Source organism: Clostridium sp. (genome assembly GCF_032576335.1).
Lineage (GTDB): Bacteria > Bacillota > Clostridia > Oscillospirales > Acutalibacteraceae > Faecalispora.
Genome location: NZ_JAWFXC010000004.1, coordinates 136,283 through 153,524, shown reverse-complemented (window position 1 = coordinate 153,524; position 17,242 = coordinate 136,283). Strand labels below are relative to the sequence as shown.

The window sequence follows — 17,242 nt, the reverse complement described above, 5'->3', positions numbered from 1 at the left end:
TTTACCAAATGTAACAATGCTATTTCCTTACATGTAGTTTCTATTATCGAGAATTAATTTTAGTATAACCTCAATTTGCTTCTTTACAAAGAACATACGTTCCGGTATAATTAAAGCATATATTAAAATTCTATTTTTATCAAGTAAAAGGCAAGGTGGGTTGGGCAATTGCAAACGTTGGATAAGCTTAAAATATTATCAGACTCTGCGAAATACGACGTAGCCTGCACTTCCAGCGGGGTAGACCGCGGCGCTTCCGAAAACGGCGGTATGGGAAGTGCCGTCTCTGGGGGAATCTGCCACAGCTTTTCAGCAGACGGACGCTGTATTTCTCTGCTAAAGGTACTCATGACGAATAGCTGCGCCTACGACTGCAAATATTGCGTCAACCGCAGAAGCAACGATGTTCCTCGTGCCACCTTTACGCCGAGGGAACTGGCAGACTTAACCATGAACTTCTACCGCAGAAATTACATTGAGGGCTTGTTCCTTAGCTCCGGCATCTTAAAAAGCCCCGATTACACCTGCGAGCGGATGATTGAGGTGCTTCGTATACTTCGGGAGGAATACCGCTTTAACGGGTATATTCACGCAAAGGCGATTCCTGGTGCAGATAGTCTTTTAATTGAACGTCTTGGCTCTCTAGCGGACCGCATGAGCGTAAACATTGAAATGCCTTCCCAAAAGAGCCTTGCCCTCCTTGCTCCAGATAAATCCAAAACCAACATCTTAAAGCCAATGGGCTTTATTACGGGAAGAATCAAAGAAAACAAAACCGATTTGGTTCGTTACCGCCATACCCCCAAATTTGCACCTGCCGGGCAAAGCACGCAAATGATAATTGGTGCAACTCCAGACAGTGATTTTCAAATTCTAAAACTTACAGAAGGGTTATACCGCCGGTATGAGCTCAAGCGTGTTTTCTTTTCGGCATATATTCCTGTTTCAAACGACCCGCTTTTGCCTGCCCTTTCGGTTCGCCCCCCTCTGTTACGCGAGCACCGGCTGTACCAAGCAGATTGGCTGCTGCGTTTTTATGGTTTTTCGGCAGATGAACTACTGGATGAAGCACACCAAAGCTTCCACCCCATGCTAGACCCCAAGTGCAATTGGGCGCTGAACCATTTGGAGCAATTCCCTGTAGATGTAAACCGTGCCCCCTACGAAACCATTTTAAGAGTGCCAGGAATTGGCGTAAAAAGCGCAGGGCGAATTACTTCCGCTCGCCGCTCGGGAACACTGCGAACTGATGATTTAAAAAAGCTAGGCGTTGTAATGAAACGCGCCAGATACTTTATCTATGGAGCGGGACGCGATGAGCGCCCACCGGTACTAACTCGTGATGCTGTTCTTCGCGCTTTAGTGTCAGATTCCTGCAAATCGCTGTTCGAGCCGCAGGGAGAGCAGCTTTCCTTTTTCCCGAAAGAGACGGTTCCTCAGTTATGGGAAGGAGGAATTGCATGCCTGCCGGGACCCCAGTAGTGCGGGATTACCGCTACGATGGCAGTTGGGACGGCCTGCTGTGCTGCTTATTCGAAACCTATGAAAGAAAAGAGCTACCACAGGCGGTTTACTCACATGACACGGTACAGCAAACACTGTACCCTGCTGTGGAAATCGTCACCGACCCCATGAAGGTGCAACGCGTAAAAACGGCTATGCTGCCCAAAATTGGCCCGAATGCGAAGTATTTAGCAGAGCGGGCTTTTTTAACCTGCCTGCCGCAAAAAGAGGTTTGGATTCTCCGCTTTCTGCGGCAGGCATTTCGTTACGGTCCACAGGTGATGAACCGCTTAACAGACCCCGCTGTTCACAGCTTAAACAAGGCTGTTTTACATTTGCAGCGAGAAAGCCACCAGTACGAAGGCTTTGTTCGCTTCTCTGATTCGCAAGGGGCATTGTGGTCAGTAATTGAGCCAAAAAACCAAGTGCTGCCTCTTTTGGCGCCGCATTTTAGCAAGCGGTTTTGCAATGAGGCCTTTTTAATTTACGATAAAACCAATGATCAAGCTTTGGTTTACCAAAATGGGCGCTATGAAATCCTGCCTTTACTTGCATTTGAGCCGCCGGAACCGGATGAAACAGAACTGCGCTACCGAAAGCTGTGGCACACTTTTTATGACTCAATCAGCATTCATGACCGTGAAAACTTACGCCTTCGTATGAACCATATGCAAAAACGATATTGGAAGCACCTTCCCGAAATGCAGTACCATTTTTACCGGGATTTACAAATCGAGCCGGATTACGATGATGACAGTGAATTAGATAAACAGAGTACTCCTCTTCCGCAAAATGCCTTACCACCCGAAACCAGCATTTAAGAAAGCATGATATTCTTATTTAATAAAATTCAGTTCTTCTTTCTTGTAATATTATCTTATAATATTACATCAATTTTTATAGATTTCATTCTCGCTCTTGCTTTTCCCTTTTCAAAACGGTACGATACTAGAACGGGTAGTATCCCAGTGCTTGCTTTGAAAGGGAGAATCGCATGAAAGCAGTGACACCTGAACAAAAACAATTACGTTCTGCCTTAATTGGTGCGGCGTTTATGACCGGTGCTTCGTCGATTGGGCCGGGCTTTATGGTTCAAACCTCTCTATTTACCGCACAATATGGCGAAAGTCTTGCAGCGGCTATTGTAGCCATGATTGTGATTGATACCTTTGCAAAGCTCAACCTTTGGAGCATTTTAGGCGTTTCTGGCCTACGCGGGCAAGAGCTGGCGAACCGTGTACTGCCCGGCGCAGGAAATGTGATTGCCATATTGGTTACCTTTGGCGGCTTTACGTTCGCGATTGGGAATGTGGGGGGCGCCGCTCTTGGATTAAATGCGGTTTGCGGGCTCCCCCTTATGGCGGGCTATTTTCTTTCGAGTGGGCTGGCAATTTCATTGTTCCTGATGAAGAATGCGTCCAGTGGGATTAACCGGGCATCCCAAATATTGAGTGTGATGGTTCTGCTCATTTTACTTGTCATGTCTTTTCAGACGGATCCGCCGGTTCAGCGTGTGGCAAGCGGCATGCTTTATCCGGAACAGCCTCTTTTACTACTGGTTCCTCTCATTACTCTGCTAGGCGGCTCAACCGGCGGTTACATTGCATATAGCGGTGCACACCGTTTTTTAGATGCAGGTATTTCTGGTCAAGAAAACCTGAAAGGGATTCGAAAAAGCACGCTCCTTACCTGCGGTATCACGGGGCTTTCGCGCATATTGATTTTTCTAGTGGTATTTGGGGTTTGCGCAGCCGGAGGCAAAGCCGCTTCTGCCGCTATTGAATCGGCCGAAAACCCTGCGGCGCAAGCGTTCCTACTCGGCGCAGGGGAACTGGGGTCACGGCTGTTTGGCGTTGCTCTATTCTGTGCCGGTATTACTACAATCATCGGCTCATCGTATACCTCGGTTTCCTTTTTAAAAACATTGCACCCTACCATAGCAAAGAACGAAACGTGGTTTATCACCGGGTTTATCGCGCTGGCAACTCTATTGATTGTAACAATTGGCAAAGCGACTGCTTTACTGGTCATTGCTGGGGTAATAAATGGTTTTATACTGCCCTTTACACTTGCCATTACCCTGTGGAGCGTTCGGGACAAAAGCATTGTAGGAAAAGACTACCGGCACTCCCGGGTGCTAACGGCGGCTGGGATATTGATTACCATACTCACTACATATGCCGCCTTTCTTGCACTGCCCTCTTCGATGGCGATGCTATTTGACTAATTTTCCTATATTTATCAAGAGCAAAAAAGCTGCTGTTCTGAATTTAGAACAGCAGCTTTTACTATTATGAAAACAAATGATTAAATGGATACTTTGAGAGCGATTTGATACAATTCATTATCAAAGGTGCGCTCCATATTCAGGGCTTCGGTAATATCAAAATCAACAATTTGACTACCCTGCATGGCAACGACACGGTTGCTTTTTCCATCTTCCAGCAGCTTTACTGCATGGTAGCCCATTTGTGTTGCCACAACACGGTCACGCAAGGACGGGGAACCACCGCGCTGTACATGCCCTAAAATGGTTGCACGAGTCTCAATTCCCGTATTTTTCTCAATCTCTTTCGCAAGGTCTTCCACATGGCACCCAGCACCTTCCGCAACCACAATAATGAAATGGCGCTTGCCAATTTTTTGCGTGTACTGCATCCGCTGGTAAATATCCCGCTCAAAATCATAGGGCTGCTCCGGCACCAAAATGGCCATAGCGCCAACCGCAATACCGGTATTGAGTGCAATATCACCACAGCGGCGACCCATTACCTCAACTACACTGCAACGGTCGTGCGATTCTGTGGTGTCGCGTAAGCGGTCTACCATTTCCATAGCGGTATTCATTGCGGTATCGTAGCCAATGGTGTACTCACTGCAAGCAATGTCATTATCAATCGTGCCAGGTACACCAATGCAGGGAATACCCGCCTGCGTTAAATCACGTGCACCACGGAACGAACCGTCACCACCAATTACAATCAAGCCTTCTATGCCCATTTTACGGCAGTTTTCCGCCGCTTTTTTTACACCTTCCGGTGTATTGTATTCTGGGCTTCGAGCCGTATAAAGAACGGTTCCACCATTATGAATAATGTCTGAAACACTGCGCAGATTCATTTCTTCTACATCGCAATTGAGCAGGCCGTTATAGCCTCTGTGTACTCCATAAATACCCATTCCGCTGGAAATTGCAGTTCGAACTACGGAACGCACCGCCGCGTTCATTCCGGGTGCGTCGCCACCGCTTGTGAGTACTGCGATTTGCTTCTTCCCCATCTTAGACCCTCCCGATTCAATGTTACTGTAGTATTCAGCCAATTGGTTTGAGCTGATGTTGATTATGGTACTTGCTTTTGCTATAAAAGAACTTTGTATCAATATTATACCATCACAAAGCGGGCGATTGTATGGAGGAAAGTAGCGACAATATGGATAAATGTTGCATCATTTTACCAGTGCCACATTTTCCTCGCCGAGCAGCTCACCGAGTGCCCCCAGTAAAATGTCATTTACACTAACACGGTATTGCATAGGTGCCTGCATCAGCTTTTTCGTGTCTTCAAAATAGAGATATAACGGAGTTGCACCGTCAAACACAGCAATGTATTGCATCGCCTTTCGGTGACAGAAAGAGTCTTGAGATGGCAGCTTTAAATACAGCCCCGGCCGTTTGGATTGCCGTTTTGCCGCAGGAGATATTTGCTCCTGCGCACCAGTCTGCGTCATTTTGCCCCCCTCCTGCGGCGGCAGGGAAAGCGAGTCGCATACCAGCTTTGCATCTTTTTCTTCCGTCAGGCTCAACCGCCCTTTCGCCACCACAACATTGCCTTCCGCTACTAGCTCCCCGTACCGCTCCAACACATTGGGGAAAACCAAAATTTCTAATGAACCGTACATATCTTCAAGCATTACGAACGCCATTCGGCTTCCGTTTTTCGTTACCTTCAGCTTAACGGAGGAAATGACGCCAAGCAGTGCAATCATTTCTCCATCCGGGTGCCTGCCGGTTTGCTCCTGCGCATCCTCCAGTAACTCACCTGTGGGCGTTGCACCAATCTGCTCATACATTTGCAAGTATTTTCCCATTGGGTGGCCGGAAAGATACATGCCGGTTACTTCTTTTTCCATAACCAGCTTATCTGCATCCGAAAAATCTGGCAATGGGTCAATCGAAAACGTGGGTTCTTCTGCCTGAAGCTGTGGTGTGTCAAAAAAACCAATCTGTCCATCCACGTTTCTGCGTTTGTCAGAATCGAGTGTATCGAGCACGGATTGTATATTCGAGAGCATTTGGTTGCGGTTATAATCCAAGGAATCCAGAGCTCCGCACTTGACTAAGCTTTCAAGCGCACGGCGGTTTAAATCCTTACCATACATGCGCTTGCAGAATTGGTAGAAGGATTCAAAACTCCCGTTTGTGTCCCGTTCCTGAATCAGACTGCGCAGGAAACCGTCACCCAAATTTTTTACTGCTAGCAGGCCAAAACGAATGTCTCGCCCTGAAACGGTAAAGCCACGGCGACTTTGGTTGATATTGGGAGGCAAAACACGAATTCCCATACGCGAACACTCGGCGATATAGATGGCGATTTTATTCGTATTATCCAGCACACTGGTAAGCAAAGCCGCCATATATTCGCGCGGGTAATGGCACTTCAGCCACGCCGTTTGGTAAGAGATGGTAGCATATGCCGCCGCATGCGATTTGTTAAATGCATAGGAAGCAAAGCTTTCCATTTCCCCGAAAATCGCTTTGGCGGTTGCTTCGTCGACTCCGCGGCGAATGCAGCCGTCCACTTCTACCGTGCCGTCCTCCGCCACAAGACCATATAGGAAGATGGAGCGCTCTTTCTCCATCACGGAAGCTTTCTTCTTCGACATGGCGCGGCGAACAATATCTGCACGGCCAAAGGAATACCCCGCCAGCGAGCGGAAAATCTGCATGACCTGCTCCTGGTACACAATGCAGCCATAGGTAACTTTCAAGATATCAACTAGCAAAGGATGACGGTAGGTGACTTTTTCGGGATGATGCCGATTCTCAATGTACTTCGGGATGGAATCCATTGGCCCAGGGCGGTATAGAGAAATAACGGCAATCAAATCTTCTATCGTTTCTGGGCGAAGCTGCATAATCATGCTACGCATACCACCCGATTCAAACTGAAACACACCATCCGTTGAGCCTGCGGAAAGCATTTCGAACACCTTTGCGTCGTCAAACGGTATCTTTGAAATAGAGAATGAAGGATCCACCCGCTGAATCGCCTCTTGTGCATCATTGAGCACAGAGAGATTGCGTAGACCCAGAAAATCCATCTTTAAAAGACCCAGCTCTTCCAAGGTAGTCATGGTGTACTGGGTGACAACAGCTTCCCCATTCTTTGCAAGCGGAACATATTCGCTTACGGGATGGTCGGTAATTACAACTCCCGCCGCATGCGTAGAGGCATTGCGGGGCATCCCCTCTACCTTGCGTGCCATCTCAACCAGCTCGTGAATCTGCGGGTCAGATTCGTAGCGCGAGCGCAGCTCCGAGGATGCGGCAAGTGCTTTCTCTAATGTAACATTTAAGCCCATTGGCACCTGTTTTGCTACCGAATCCACTACGTTATAGGGGATTGCCATGGCGCGGCCTACATCTCGCAGCGAGCCGCGGGCAGCCATTGTACCAAACGTGACGATTTGCGCCACATGGTCGGCACCATATTTGTGTACCACATAGTCAATCATTTCACCGCGGCGTTCATCGCTAAAATCAATATCAAAATCGGGCATACTGACACGCTCGGGATTCAAAAAGCGCTCGAACAACAGCTGATAGCGGATAGGGTCAATCCCCGTAATCCCCACACAGTATGCGGCAAGGCTGCCAGCACCGGAGCCTCTCCCCGGCCCAACCGGAATTCCGACAGATTTTGCATACCGAATAAAGTCATATACGATAAGAAAATAATTGACATACCCCATGCTTTCAATTACGCGCAGCTCGTATTCGAGCCGTTCAATAATAGATGGATCAGGCTTTTCCCCATACAAACGATGCAAGCCCTCAAAGCATAGACTGCGGAAGAAAGCAGCGTTATCTTCCCCATTTGGAGTTTGGAATGCCGGCAGCTTCGTGTTGCCAAACTCAAACTCTACCTTGCAGCGCTCTGCGATAACGACCGTATTATCACATGCCTCTTGTGGAAATAAGGCCCGCATTTCCTCTTCACTTTTCAGGTAGAATTGGTCGGTTGCAAACTCCATTTTATCTGGGTCTTGAATGGTATGGTTGGTTTGAATACACAAAAGAATGAGGTGCATTCGGCTATCCTGCTGGCGGATGTAGTGGCAGTCGTTCGTTGCAACAAGGGGAATCCCCGTTTCTTTTGAGAGCCGCAGAATACCATCATTCACAATTTTCTGCTCACGAATCCCGTGATCCTGCATTTCTAAATAAAAGTTCCCTTTGCCGAAAATATCTTGGTAACGCAGAGCCGTTTCCCGTGCGGCGGCATAATCATCATTCGTTATCTGGCGGGGAATCTGCCCTGCCAAACAGGCTGATAGCGCAATAAGCCCCTCGCTATGCGCTTCAAGCAGCTCCAAATCGACTCGAGGCTTGCTATAAAACCCTTCCGTCCAAGACTGCGACACTATCTGTATTAAATTCTGGTAGCCTATATTATTCTCACAAAGCAATACTAGGTGGTACGAATCATTATCCAAACCATGAATTTTATCAAAACGAGTGCGGCGAGCTACATATACCTCGCACCCAATTATAGGATGAAGTCCATTTTGATTGGCCGCTCTATAAAAGTCCACTGCACCGTACATTACGCCGTGGTCTGTTATGGCTACCGCTGTTTGCCCCTGCTCCTTCACTGCCTCCATTAGGGGGGCGATACGGCATGCACCATCGAGCAGACTGTACTCCGTATGAAGATGCAAATGTACAAAACCCATACGCTTGTCCTCCTTCCTTTGCTTCATTATCTGTTTTATTTTGCTGGTTTATTTTAATTGGAAGTATCTTATATTATCAGTGATTGAAAAGCAATTTTAAAGCGGCTAGTGCCGCAAAAAATTCTTCTTTCTTTCCTTCGCCCCTCAAGCCGACTTGGGTTCCTTTTCTTGATGAGAAGAAAAGGAGGAAAGGCTCACCAAAGGCATCGCCTTTGGAATCCGTTTGGGGAACGAAAAACCCAAGCCCTCATACCCAAAGCCACATACAATCCGACGGCCAAAGCGTAACGCCTTGACCGTCGAAAATCATTTCAGGTTTTCAGCCTCTTCAATTAATCGGCGCAGCCGATGATTTACCCCCGAACGGCTCACTGGTGTTTGGAAAAGCTGCCCCAGCTCTCGCAGGGAAAGCTCTGGATTCTCTAACCGAAGCTCAGCGGTTTCCCGAAGCTCCTCCGGTAATACCTCTAACCCAACTGTATCTCGTATCTTCTCAATTGCTTCTACTTGTCTTACAGAAGCCCCCACTGTTTTATCAATATTTGCGGTTTCAAAATTCGTCTTACGGTTTACATTGTTACGAACCTCTTTAAGCATGCGAACCTGCATTAGCTCCATGGCAGCTCCTCCCGCTCCCATATAGGTGAGCAGGTCTGCAATACGGTCACCGCCTTTTATATACACCACAAACGCACCTTTTCGATTTACAAGCGCCGGGTGAAAATCCATCCCCTCCCGTAAGAGGGACATAATATCCTTTGCCAGATTCATGTAAGGAAGAATCAGTTCCAAATGGTAATCTTTATTGGGGTCTGTTACCGTACCACAGGATAAAAACACACCGCGCAAAAATGCTGCCTTACAGCAGTCATTTTCAAGGTTTGCTAAATTCACCCTTAGGCTTATTTCTTTACCGCTATGACCAAAAGCTGCAAGCACCTGGCTGCGCTGACTTTCCTCCTGCACAAGCAGTGTATAGCTGCTGCGGTGAAAAGAAACTGCTGTTCGTACATCTACAATTGCACCGGTAGTTTGTGCTGTAAGCTGTGCGGCACGGCGTGCAACCAACGAATGTTCCGTTACAAGCGAAACAGCTTGTAACGAAAAGCTTTTGGCGCAAAGCAAAAGGCCATAGCATTCCGCTTTTTCACAGCAGGATTGTTCTGGCTCCAGCTTACACATTTCTAATTTCGCATCATACGAGAAGGACATAGTTCTCTCCCTATTTATGAATATCTCTATGGTTTACGCTGGCACGTTTGCCATGCTCAAGAAGATGGTTATACAAAAGCTGCGCGAGCGCCACGGAACGGTGACGGCCACCTGTACAACCTATTGCTATCACCAATTGACTTTTGCCCTCATCGCAATATAGGGGCAGCATATAATCTATCATATCCAGAAAACGGGTAATAAAGCCTTTGGTTTGATCCCACTTCATAACGTATTCGCGAACTGGTTCATCTAGGCCGGTCTGGCGTTTTAGCTCCTCCACATAAAAGGGATTTGGCAAGCAGCGCACATCAAACACAAGGTCTGCCTCTGGCGGAAGACCATATTTAAAGCCAAAGGAGACACAGTGAATCATGAGTGCCGCTGAGGCATCGCCCAAAAACAGGCTGGAGATACGCTCTTTTAACTGCGCCGGAGAAAGATAAGAGGTGTCAATAATATAATCGGAACACTCGCGAACCGTTTTTAATATTTTGCGCTCCATCTGCACAGCTAGCTCTAACGAGCCAAGATATTCTTCCGCCAGTGGATGCTTGCGTCTCGTCTCTTTAAAGCGGTTGATTAAAACGGAATCCCCTGCATCTAAGAAAAGGATTTTATATTTTTTCCCCTCGTCACGCAAGAGAGAAAGTGTCTCGGAAAGGCTTTCAAACAACGTGCCTCCACGAATATCCGTAACGGCGGCCACACGTTGAAACCCTTCCTTTGCCTGACTGCACAAATCATAAAAAGTGGGAATCAGCTTTGGTGGAATATTATCCACGCAGTAAAATCCAATGTCCTCCAGTGCGTTCACTGCTCTGGACTTTCCTGCACCGGAAAGTCCGGTTACAATAATAAATTCCATTTAAAATTCCCCCTCATTCTCACACATCAAAATTTTAATGAGCAGTGCCTTTAATCATTGCCCAATCTTGCGTACTTCACATTCCAGTTCAACTCCGGTTTGTTTTAAAACCGTTGCCTGAATGACCGAAATCAGGCGAAGAACATCCTCACAGGTTGCACCACCTTGGTTTACGATAAATCCGGCATGCTTACCGCTCACCGCTGCGCCACCCACACATTGCCCTTTCAGGCCGCATTGTTCAATCAAGGTACCTGCAAAATGATCTGGCGGGCGCTTGAACACACTACCTGCGCTCGGCATTTCAAGTGGCTGCTTCGAACGCCTTCTGCCAATTAGGTCGTTCATTTTTGCCCTTATCTCTTCCGGGTTTCCTTCATTGAGCTGCAAATGAAGGAATAAGATAGCAGCATGATTTTTGCTGTACGCACTGTGCCGGTAAGAAAGCTCCAGCTCACCACCAGTAAGGGTGCCAAACTCACCGTCCTGTGTCATATGCTCACAAGAAAATAAAATATCTTTCATCTCACCGCCGTAGGCCCCTGCATTCATAAATGCCGCGCCACCTGCGGTACCGGGGATGCCCCATAAAAACTCTGCGCCAGTTAGTGAATGATTCACGGCAAAGGTACACAGTGCCGAAAGCGGCGCGCCCGCACCACAGCGGATTTTCTGATCTATATGGGTAATTTCAGTAAATTCCCCCGTTAACGCTATCACCATTCCGCGGATTCCCGCATCGCTTACCAACATATTAGAGCCATTGCCCATTACCATATAGGGTACTTCCAGCTCATTGGCTCGCTTCACCATTTGCTGCAAACAGGTGCGGCTGCCCGCAGAAACGTATAAATCTGCCGGGCCGCCAATACGGAACGTGGTATGCCGGCTCATCGGCTCATTGTAAGAATATTCGCAGCCGAGCTGCTCTGCCGCAGCCCCTAATTGTTCAATCCGCTCCATAGATGCCTCCTCTATTTTTTTGCCCGCAGGAAAAACCGGAGGCATCTGCTCCGGTTTTATGCCAACCTTGCGCCATTCATGGTGTTATATGTCACTGGAAAAGCCAAAGCCCCAATGAGATAATCCCTGCTCACAAGGGAAAATTGCGACCTTGTTAACTTTTTTACAAATCAAAGTTTAGCTTTTTTTCCGTTGGCTCCATCAGTGTTGAATCCAGGCCAAGGCTGCTGAGCAACTCCTGTGCAGCATTATAACCCATCTTCTTCTGCCGGTTATTCATGGCAGCTACTTCAATAATTACCGCAAGGTTCCGCCCCGGTTTTACCGGAATGGTTAGAATGGGAACACGAATTCCCAAAATCTCTGTATAGTCGTTTTCAAGACCCATACGGTCGTAATTTTTAGAGCTGTCCCATTGTTCCAGACTAATTACAATATCTATTTTTTCGGTTACCTTAACGGCACCCATACCAAAAATGCGGCGGGCATTGATAATGCCTATGCCACGAAGCTCGATAAAATGACGGATATTTTCAGGTGAAGTACCCACCAAGGATTTGGCGGAAACACGGCGAATTTCCACAGCATCGTCTGCAATTAGCCGGTGGCCACGCTTAATTAACTCAATCGCCGTTTCGCTTTTGCCAACGCCGCTGTCGCCAACCAAAAAGATTCCTTCACCATATACCTCAACCAGCACGCCGTGGCGCGTAATGCGTGGCGCAAGCTCTACGTTTACATACGAAACCAGTGCGGCCATTAAGTCGCTGGTTGGCTCGGAAGAGCTAAAAACCGAGACGCCATAAATCTGAGCCGCTTCCAATAGCTCTGGCATAGGCTCAATGCTGCGGGCCACAATCACTGCAGGGGATTTTTTTGAGAGCAGTTTATTTAACGAAACCTGCCGTTCCTCTGGTGTAAAGCTGCTTAAAAAAGCCGTTTCTGTATTGCCCATTATCAGAATACGGTGCGAATCAAAATAATCTAGAAAGCCATTGAGCTCTAATCCCGGGCGATTTACCTCACGGGAAGAAATCAATAATTTTTCTGGGTCAACCGGCATATATACAGGGGTTAGAGAAAGTTCCTTAATTACCTTTGCAAGCGGAACTGTATAGGTTGGCTGCGTATTATAGTTCTCGTGGCCGCTCATTATTATCACTCCTATATTTTCCGCCGTTTGATTAAGAAATGTATTTTAGGTAACTGCATCTCAAACGCCGGGAATCCTGCTGTAATCTAAAAACAGGGTATTTATTTGCCTGTTTAACGATTACTGTTATTATAGCTTAAAAAAGGGTAAAATTCAATGACAGAACACGAAATCATCTACTCTTATAACCCCTTATATTCTAATGTTTGCCTGCAAGGACTCCCGTTAAAAGTACCGTTGCTAACCATGCCTTTTACCCCTAGATTTTATAGGGACAAACGCAGAGTAAAATCTTAAAAATAAAAAGTAAGGAATAAAATTCAAAATCCGCAAGACAAATCGATTTTGCTATACTATAATATTGGCATTGGACAAGTTCAGTTGCCCAAAAAAGACAAAGAATTTTCCTGCGGTATGGTACTTTATTGTTGCCATTCTGCCGTTGGACTGCGATAAGACGAAAAGATTCTGGATGATTTGCGGGTTAGCCTGCCAACTGAAATGCAGAAGAGGCACAGCTAACCGGAAACGGGAGGAATTATGAAAATCGCTATTTTTACTGAAACATATCTGCCACAAACTTGTGCGGTTGAAACGCAGGTTTTACTGCTTGCCCGCTCGCTGATTCGTATGGGGCAAGAGGTACTGGTAGTAAGTACAGATGTAGAATCGGAAGAATGCTATTTAGAACAGCATACTCTATTTGGCCCCGCTAAACCTGCCGACACAATTTATGGACAAACCGGCCAGCGGACAAAGCTAAATCGCCTAAAAGACTTTATTGATGATTTTGACCCAGATATTATACACTTGTTTACCTTCTGTTCCGTAGGGAACCTCGGTTTGAAATATGCACTTTCGCATGACTTGCCGCTCATCACTACTGTGCAAAGCACACACGATATTAGCGAAGGGTTTTATGGCAAAGGAATTCGGCGTATGATAGGTAAGCGGCTATGCGAAAGCACTTACCGCAAAGCGCTCGCTTTTTCAGATTTGGTAACTAGCCCCTCGCAGAAAATCCTGCATAAAATACGACCTTTGTGTAAGCACCGCCAATTGACCGTTTCTCCTCTTTGCATCGATACGGAGATTCTTCGTAAAAAGGCAACGGAAGATACCAATAAGGCAGCCATATGCCGCCGACTTGGTATTACGGGAAAAATAGGAGTTCTGTTTGTTGGCACTATTGGGAAAGACAATGGCGTAGACACCTTGCTGGAACGCTGGGCATCGGTTTGCAAAAGCCTTACCAAGCTGCACTTAGCAATTGTTGGAACAGGGCCTGAATTTGATGAGATGAAAAACAAAGCGAATCTGCTTGGAATTTCTTCGCATGTTACCTTTGCCGGTGAGATTGAGCGTGAGCAAATACCGCTTTGCTACCAGGTTTGCAGTGTGTTTTTCAGTGCATCGGAATCGGACGCGATGAAAGCGGCTCCTCTTGAAGCCATTGTAAGCGGCTTGCCAGTTATGTTACCCAAAAATAGCGCATGCGCCGAGGTTTTGGTGGAGGGCGTAAATGGTTTTGCATATGATGCGGAAACCAACCTTGAGAAAATTTTGCAGAATTTTGTATCTATTTCCCCGGAAAAAGAAGCAGCCATGAAAAAGCTGGTTGCCCGTACCATGAGCGGCCTTACTTTAGAAGAACAGACGAAAAGCTTTTTAAATTACTATGCCCTAACGCAAAAGCACCACTATAAAACAGCAGAAAAACTGGAATGATTTGGAATGTTATTATACGGAAATAGCCGAAACAGACCTCACTATTTCCGTATTTAAGTACTTCTGCTAAAACTATGTGGTAAGAAAAATACCCGTAAATAACAGGCAGCTGAAGTGTCTGCCCATAGCAACAACTTACCGAACCATATCGGCCTGCTCTTTGCATACTTTTGCTGTTACAATCTAAAAATCTGAGTTTGGATATATTGACAGAAGCATAATTTTCCGTTACCATAGGCAAGTAACGGAGGGCGCGCTTTCTGTGCTGGATAAGTTATTGGCAGATTACTGCTGATTGCTTGTCCTTTTTTGTTTTATAAGTAAAAATCCCAAAAAGAATAACGTTCCTCTCAAAACAATCTATGTCAGGAGACGTTCCGATGAAAACCGTCAAAACGCAAGTAAAGCAAGACACCATATTGTTAATGCCGCAAAAATATTTGGGCGCTAAGGGCCTCATCTTATTTATTTCCTTAATGGGAATGTTCATCCCACTGTCAATCGATTTATATCTGCCTGCTATGCCTGCAATGGCAGATTATTTTGACACCACTGCTGCAAAGGTTAATTTAACCTTAATTGCTTTCTATTTTTTCTTTGCAGTCGGTATCATTTTATTTGGTCCCTTAAGCGATAAATATGGCCGAAGACCAATCCTTATTTTGTGCCTTCTTTTGTATACTACGGGAAGCGCGGCATGTGCTTTGTCCACCTCAATTGACCAGCTGATTCTCTTCCGGATTTTCCAGGCGCTTGGTGCCGGGGGCGTAGTAGCCATATCAACAGCCTTAGTAAAGGACTGCTTTTCTGGAAAGCTGAAAAGCAAGGTTCTTGCCGCCGTTCAGGTAATGGGGGTCATGGCTCCTATGGTAGCGCCAATTGCAGGCGCTGCAATTCTTCGCGTAGCGGAGTGGAGGGAGACTTTTTGGGTTTTGGCTCTAATTGGAATTGCGACTCTGATAGCTACACTTTTGTTTCAGGAAACTTTAGTAAAAGCATCCCGCTATAAAGGTAGTCTAGGAGGGGCTTTAGTAAGCCTTCTTGTCGTTGGAAAAAACATTGGGTTCAGCACGTTTTTATTTATTGCTGCCATACTGGCTGGCCCATATATGGCTTATGTAACCGTATCGTCCTATATTTATCAAAATTATTTTTCGTTAAATGCTCAAATGTACAGTTATTTTTTCGCTGTTAATTCTGCTTTGGCGATTTTAGGACCATTTATTTATATTCGTACCATTGGCAAGCTCTCCGCGCGTACCTTTTCCTGGTGCTGCTTCGGCGTGGCAATCATCAGCGGACTTTGCGTACTGGGTTTGGGGAACCTTTCTCCGCTGGCGTTCCTACTCTCTTTTCTGCCGTTTACTTTAGTGGAAAGCACCATTCGTCCGTTCAGCACTAATATTCTGTTGGATCAGCAGAATGAAAACATTGGCTCTGCTTCTTCCCTAATCAATGCGGTTCATACTATTCTGGGAAGTCTGGGAATGGCGCTCAGTTCCCTGCCATGGAGCAATATGATTCATGGACTCGGTCTTATCATGGTATTCTCATCATTCATCGCTGTAGCTGTTTGGATAATTCTGCTGAGAAGCAAGGTTACTATTGTGGGGTTAAAGGAGTAACCCTGCATGTTTTGCTCTAAGCAAAAATCAAAACCAACATATGAATATGCTCTAAGCATAATTGCATCTCAATAGCTCTACCGGAATAGTTGTGGTCGTTCTACATAGTAACCGCCATCTGCAACCAGTGCAGATGGCGGTTGTACTTCATGTTTTATCATGCCCTGCTCAACCAAGAATTCCTCCAATATAAAACAGCACATAGATGTGTAAGGGATAGAAAAGGTAGAAAAAATATTTCCATCCCCTCCCCTTTTCCCCATTATACAGGAGTAAGAACGGAAGCGCTCCAAGCATCATCCATTGATATTCTCTAAAGAGAATGGCAGTCGGGTCTGGATTATAGCCCGGTGTAATTCCTGCGTGAGCTATGCTAAAATCATATAAAAAGGAATGCAAATTGGGAAGATGAAATGCTCTATATTTAATCAGCTGAGCAAGGCAATGCGGTACAAATTGGGTAACAAGCAACAAGAAGAACACGACGCAAAAGATTGTATAGGCACGAGCCAACCGTTTTTTATCGTCCTTTGCCCAATAGAGGATCATGCCCAACAGCAAATACACCCAGCCGCCCTCCAAATAAAAGATGCTGCCAAGAAGTGTGGGCATAAACTCTATTACCATGGTAATAGGTGTCGTAATGGGAAGGACCATTGGCAGAAAAATTAGGAGCAAATAAGCTCCACCCTGCCACATGGCATAAAGGCGCAGCTGTTTTTTGAAGCTTCCATCTTTCCGAAAAAAGCAATCCATTAAATAATAGAGAATGCTTAAACAAAACAAGGGGCGAAATATATTGTTGTCAATTGTTCCTGCAGGGTTTGAAAAATGGGGAATCAGTCTGGTTAAATAGAAGATCACAATATTGGTAATCCCCATAATTACACTGGCAAAATAAAGCCGCAATATGTATTTTTTCTGGCTGCTTGTATGAGAAAACCCATGTGCAGAGCAGAAAATAAAAATTGGAAAGGAGATTCGCCCAACCCAATGCAGCCAAATTGGCATGTTGGGAAGAAACTGACCAATGTGGTCAATCACCATAATGATAAGTGCAAAAACTTTCAGTGCTGTGGTAGACATTCTCTTTCTCCTTATTATCGAATAAATTATAAAAATATAAATGCAAGTAATACTTTACTTTTCCAACCTAGTTAAATATAAAATATATCTGTTTATAAAACCCTTCCTATAATCTATCGTCCTTATATTATGGAATTACAGATTTTT

12 protein-coding genes are annotated in these 17,242 nt (G+C 45.8%); 5 read left to right on the top strand and 7 right to left on the bottom strand.

The features are described 5' to 3' along the window. Positions 1 to 168 precede the first annotated feature (168 nt). The 3 genes from E7L17_RS05955 (at position 169) to E7L17_RS05945 (ending at position 3,730) form a co-directional block, all read left to right on the top strand. Positions 169 to 1,482 (top strand): putative DNA modification/repair radical SAM protein, encoded by a 1,314-nt coding sequence (locus E7L17_RS05955; protein WP_316322342.1) that lies wholly within the window; start codon positions 169 to 171, stop codon positions 1,480 to 1,482. Then, positions 1,461 to 2,324 carry a TIGR03915 family putative DNA repair protein gene (locus tag E7L17_RS05950; protein ID WP_316322341.1) on the top strand — a complete coding sequence of 288 codons (864 nt, stop codon included), beginning with the start codon at positions 1,461 to 1,463 and terminating at the stop codon, positions 2,322 to 2,324. The genes E7L17_RS05955 and E7L17_RS05950 overlap by 22 nt, the downstream gene beginning before the upstream one ends. Before the next feature lie 173 nt (positions 2,325 to 2,497). Beyond that, positions 2,498 to 3,730, top strand: coding sequence for an NRAMP family divalent metal transporter (locus tag E7L17_RS05945; RefSeq protein ID WP_316322340.1), 1,233 nt, complete (start codon positions 2,498 to 2,500; stop codon positions 3,728 to 3,730). A gap of 80 nt (positions 3,731 to 3,810) precedes the next feature. Here E7L17_RS05945 and pfkA read toward each other — a convergent pair whose 3' ends face one another. The 6 genes from pfkA to hprK form a co-directional block, all read right to left on the bottom strand. Beyond that, a complete protein-coding gene (pfkA, locus tag E7L17_RS05940; protein ID WP_316322339.1) occupies positions 3,811 to 4,782 on the bottom strand; it encodes a 6-phosphofructokinase in 972 nt (323 codons plus the stop codon). A gap of 168 nt (positions 4,783 to 4,950) precedes the next feature. Then, complete coding sequence (locus E7L17_RS05935; RefSeq protein ID WP_316322338.1) at positions 4,951 to 8,460, bottom strand: DNA polymerase III subunit alpha; 3,510 nt, start codon at positions 8,458 to 8,460, stop codon at positions 4,951 to 4,953. Positions 8,461 to 8,766: 306 nt separating this feature from the next. Further along, positions 8,767 to 9,672 (bottom strand): DNA-binding protein WhiA, encoded by a 906-nt coding sequence (gene whiA / locus E7L17_RS05930; RefSeq protein ID WP_316322337.1) that lies wholly within the window; start codon positions 9,670 to 9,672, stop codon positions 8,767 to 8,769. A gap of 10 nt (positions 9,673 to 9,682) precedes the next feature. Next, positions 9,683 to 10,540, bottom strand: a complete 858-nt coding sequence (gene rapZ / locus E7L17_RS05925) for an RNase adapter RapZ (RefSeq protein WP_316322336.1) — start codon at positions 10,538 to 10,540, stop codon at positions 9,683 to 9,685. 54 nt (positions 10,541 to 10,594) lie between these two features. Continuing rightward, positions 10,595 to 11,503: a UDP-N-acetylmuramate dehydrogenase gene (murB, locus tag E7L17_RS05920; protein WP_316322335.1), complete on the bottom strand. Its 909-nt coding sequence runs from the start codon at positions 11,501 to 11,503 to the stop codon at positions 10,595 to 10,597. A gap of 163 nt (positions 11,504 to 11,666) precedes the next feature. Continuing rightward, positions 11,667 to 12,656 (bottom strand): HPr(Ser) kinase/phosphatase, encoded by a 990-nt coding sequence (gene hprK / locus E7L17_RS05915; protein WP_316322334.1) that lies wholly within the window; start codon positions 12,654 to 12,656, stop codon positions 11,667 to 11,669. Positions 12,657 to 13,196: 540 nt separating this feature from the next. Here hprK and E7L17_RS05910 point away from each other — a divergent pair. Together E7L17_RS05910 and E7L17_RS05905 are read left to right on the top strand one after the other, a co-directional pair. Then, positions 13,197 to 14,384 carry a glycosyltransferase gene (locus E7L17_RS05910; protein WP_316322333.1) on the top strand — a complete coding sequence of 396 codons (1,188 nt, stop codon included), beginning with the start codon at positions 13,197 to 13,199 and terminating at the stop codon, positions 14,382 to 14,384. 380 nt (positions 14,385 to 14,764) lie between these two features. After that, positions 14,765 to 16,009 (top strand): Bcr/CflA family efflux MFS transporter, encoded by a 1,245-nt coding sequence (locus E7L17_RS05905; RefSeq protein ID WP_316322332.1) that lies wholly within the window; start codon positions 14,765 to 14,767, stop codon positions 16,007 to 16,009. Positions 16,010 to 16,177: 168 nt separating this feature from the next. On the opposite strand, the gene E7L17_RS05900 is transcribed toward E7L17_RS05905, so the two are convergent. Next, positions 16,178 to 17,095 carry a TraX family protein gene (locus E7L17_RS05900; RefSeq protein ID WP_316322331.1) on the bottom strand — a complete coding sequence of 306 codons (918 nt, stop codon included), beginning with the start codon at positions 17,093 to 17,095 and terminating at the stop codon, positions 16,178 to 16,180. Between the last annotated feature and the right edge of the window lie 147 nt (positions 17,096 to 17,242).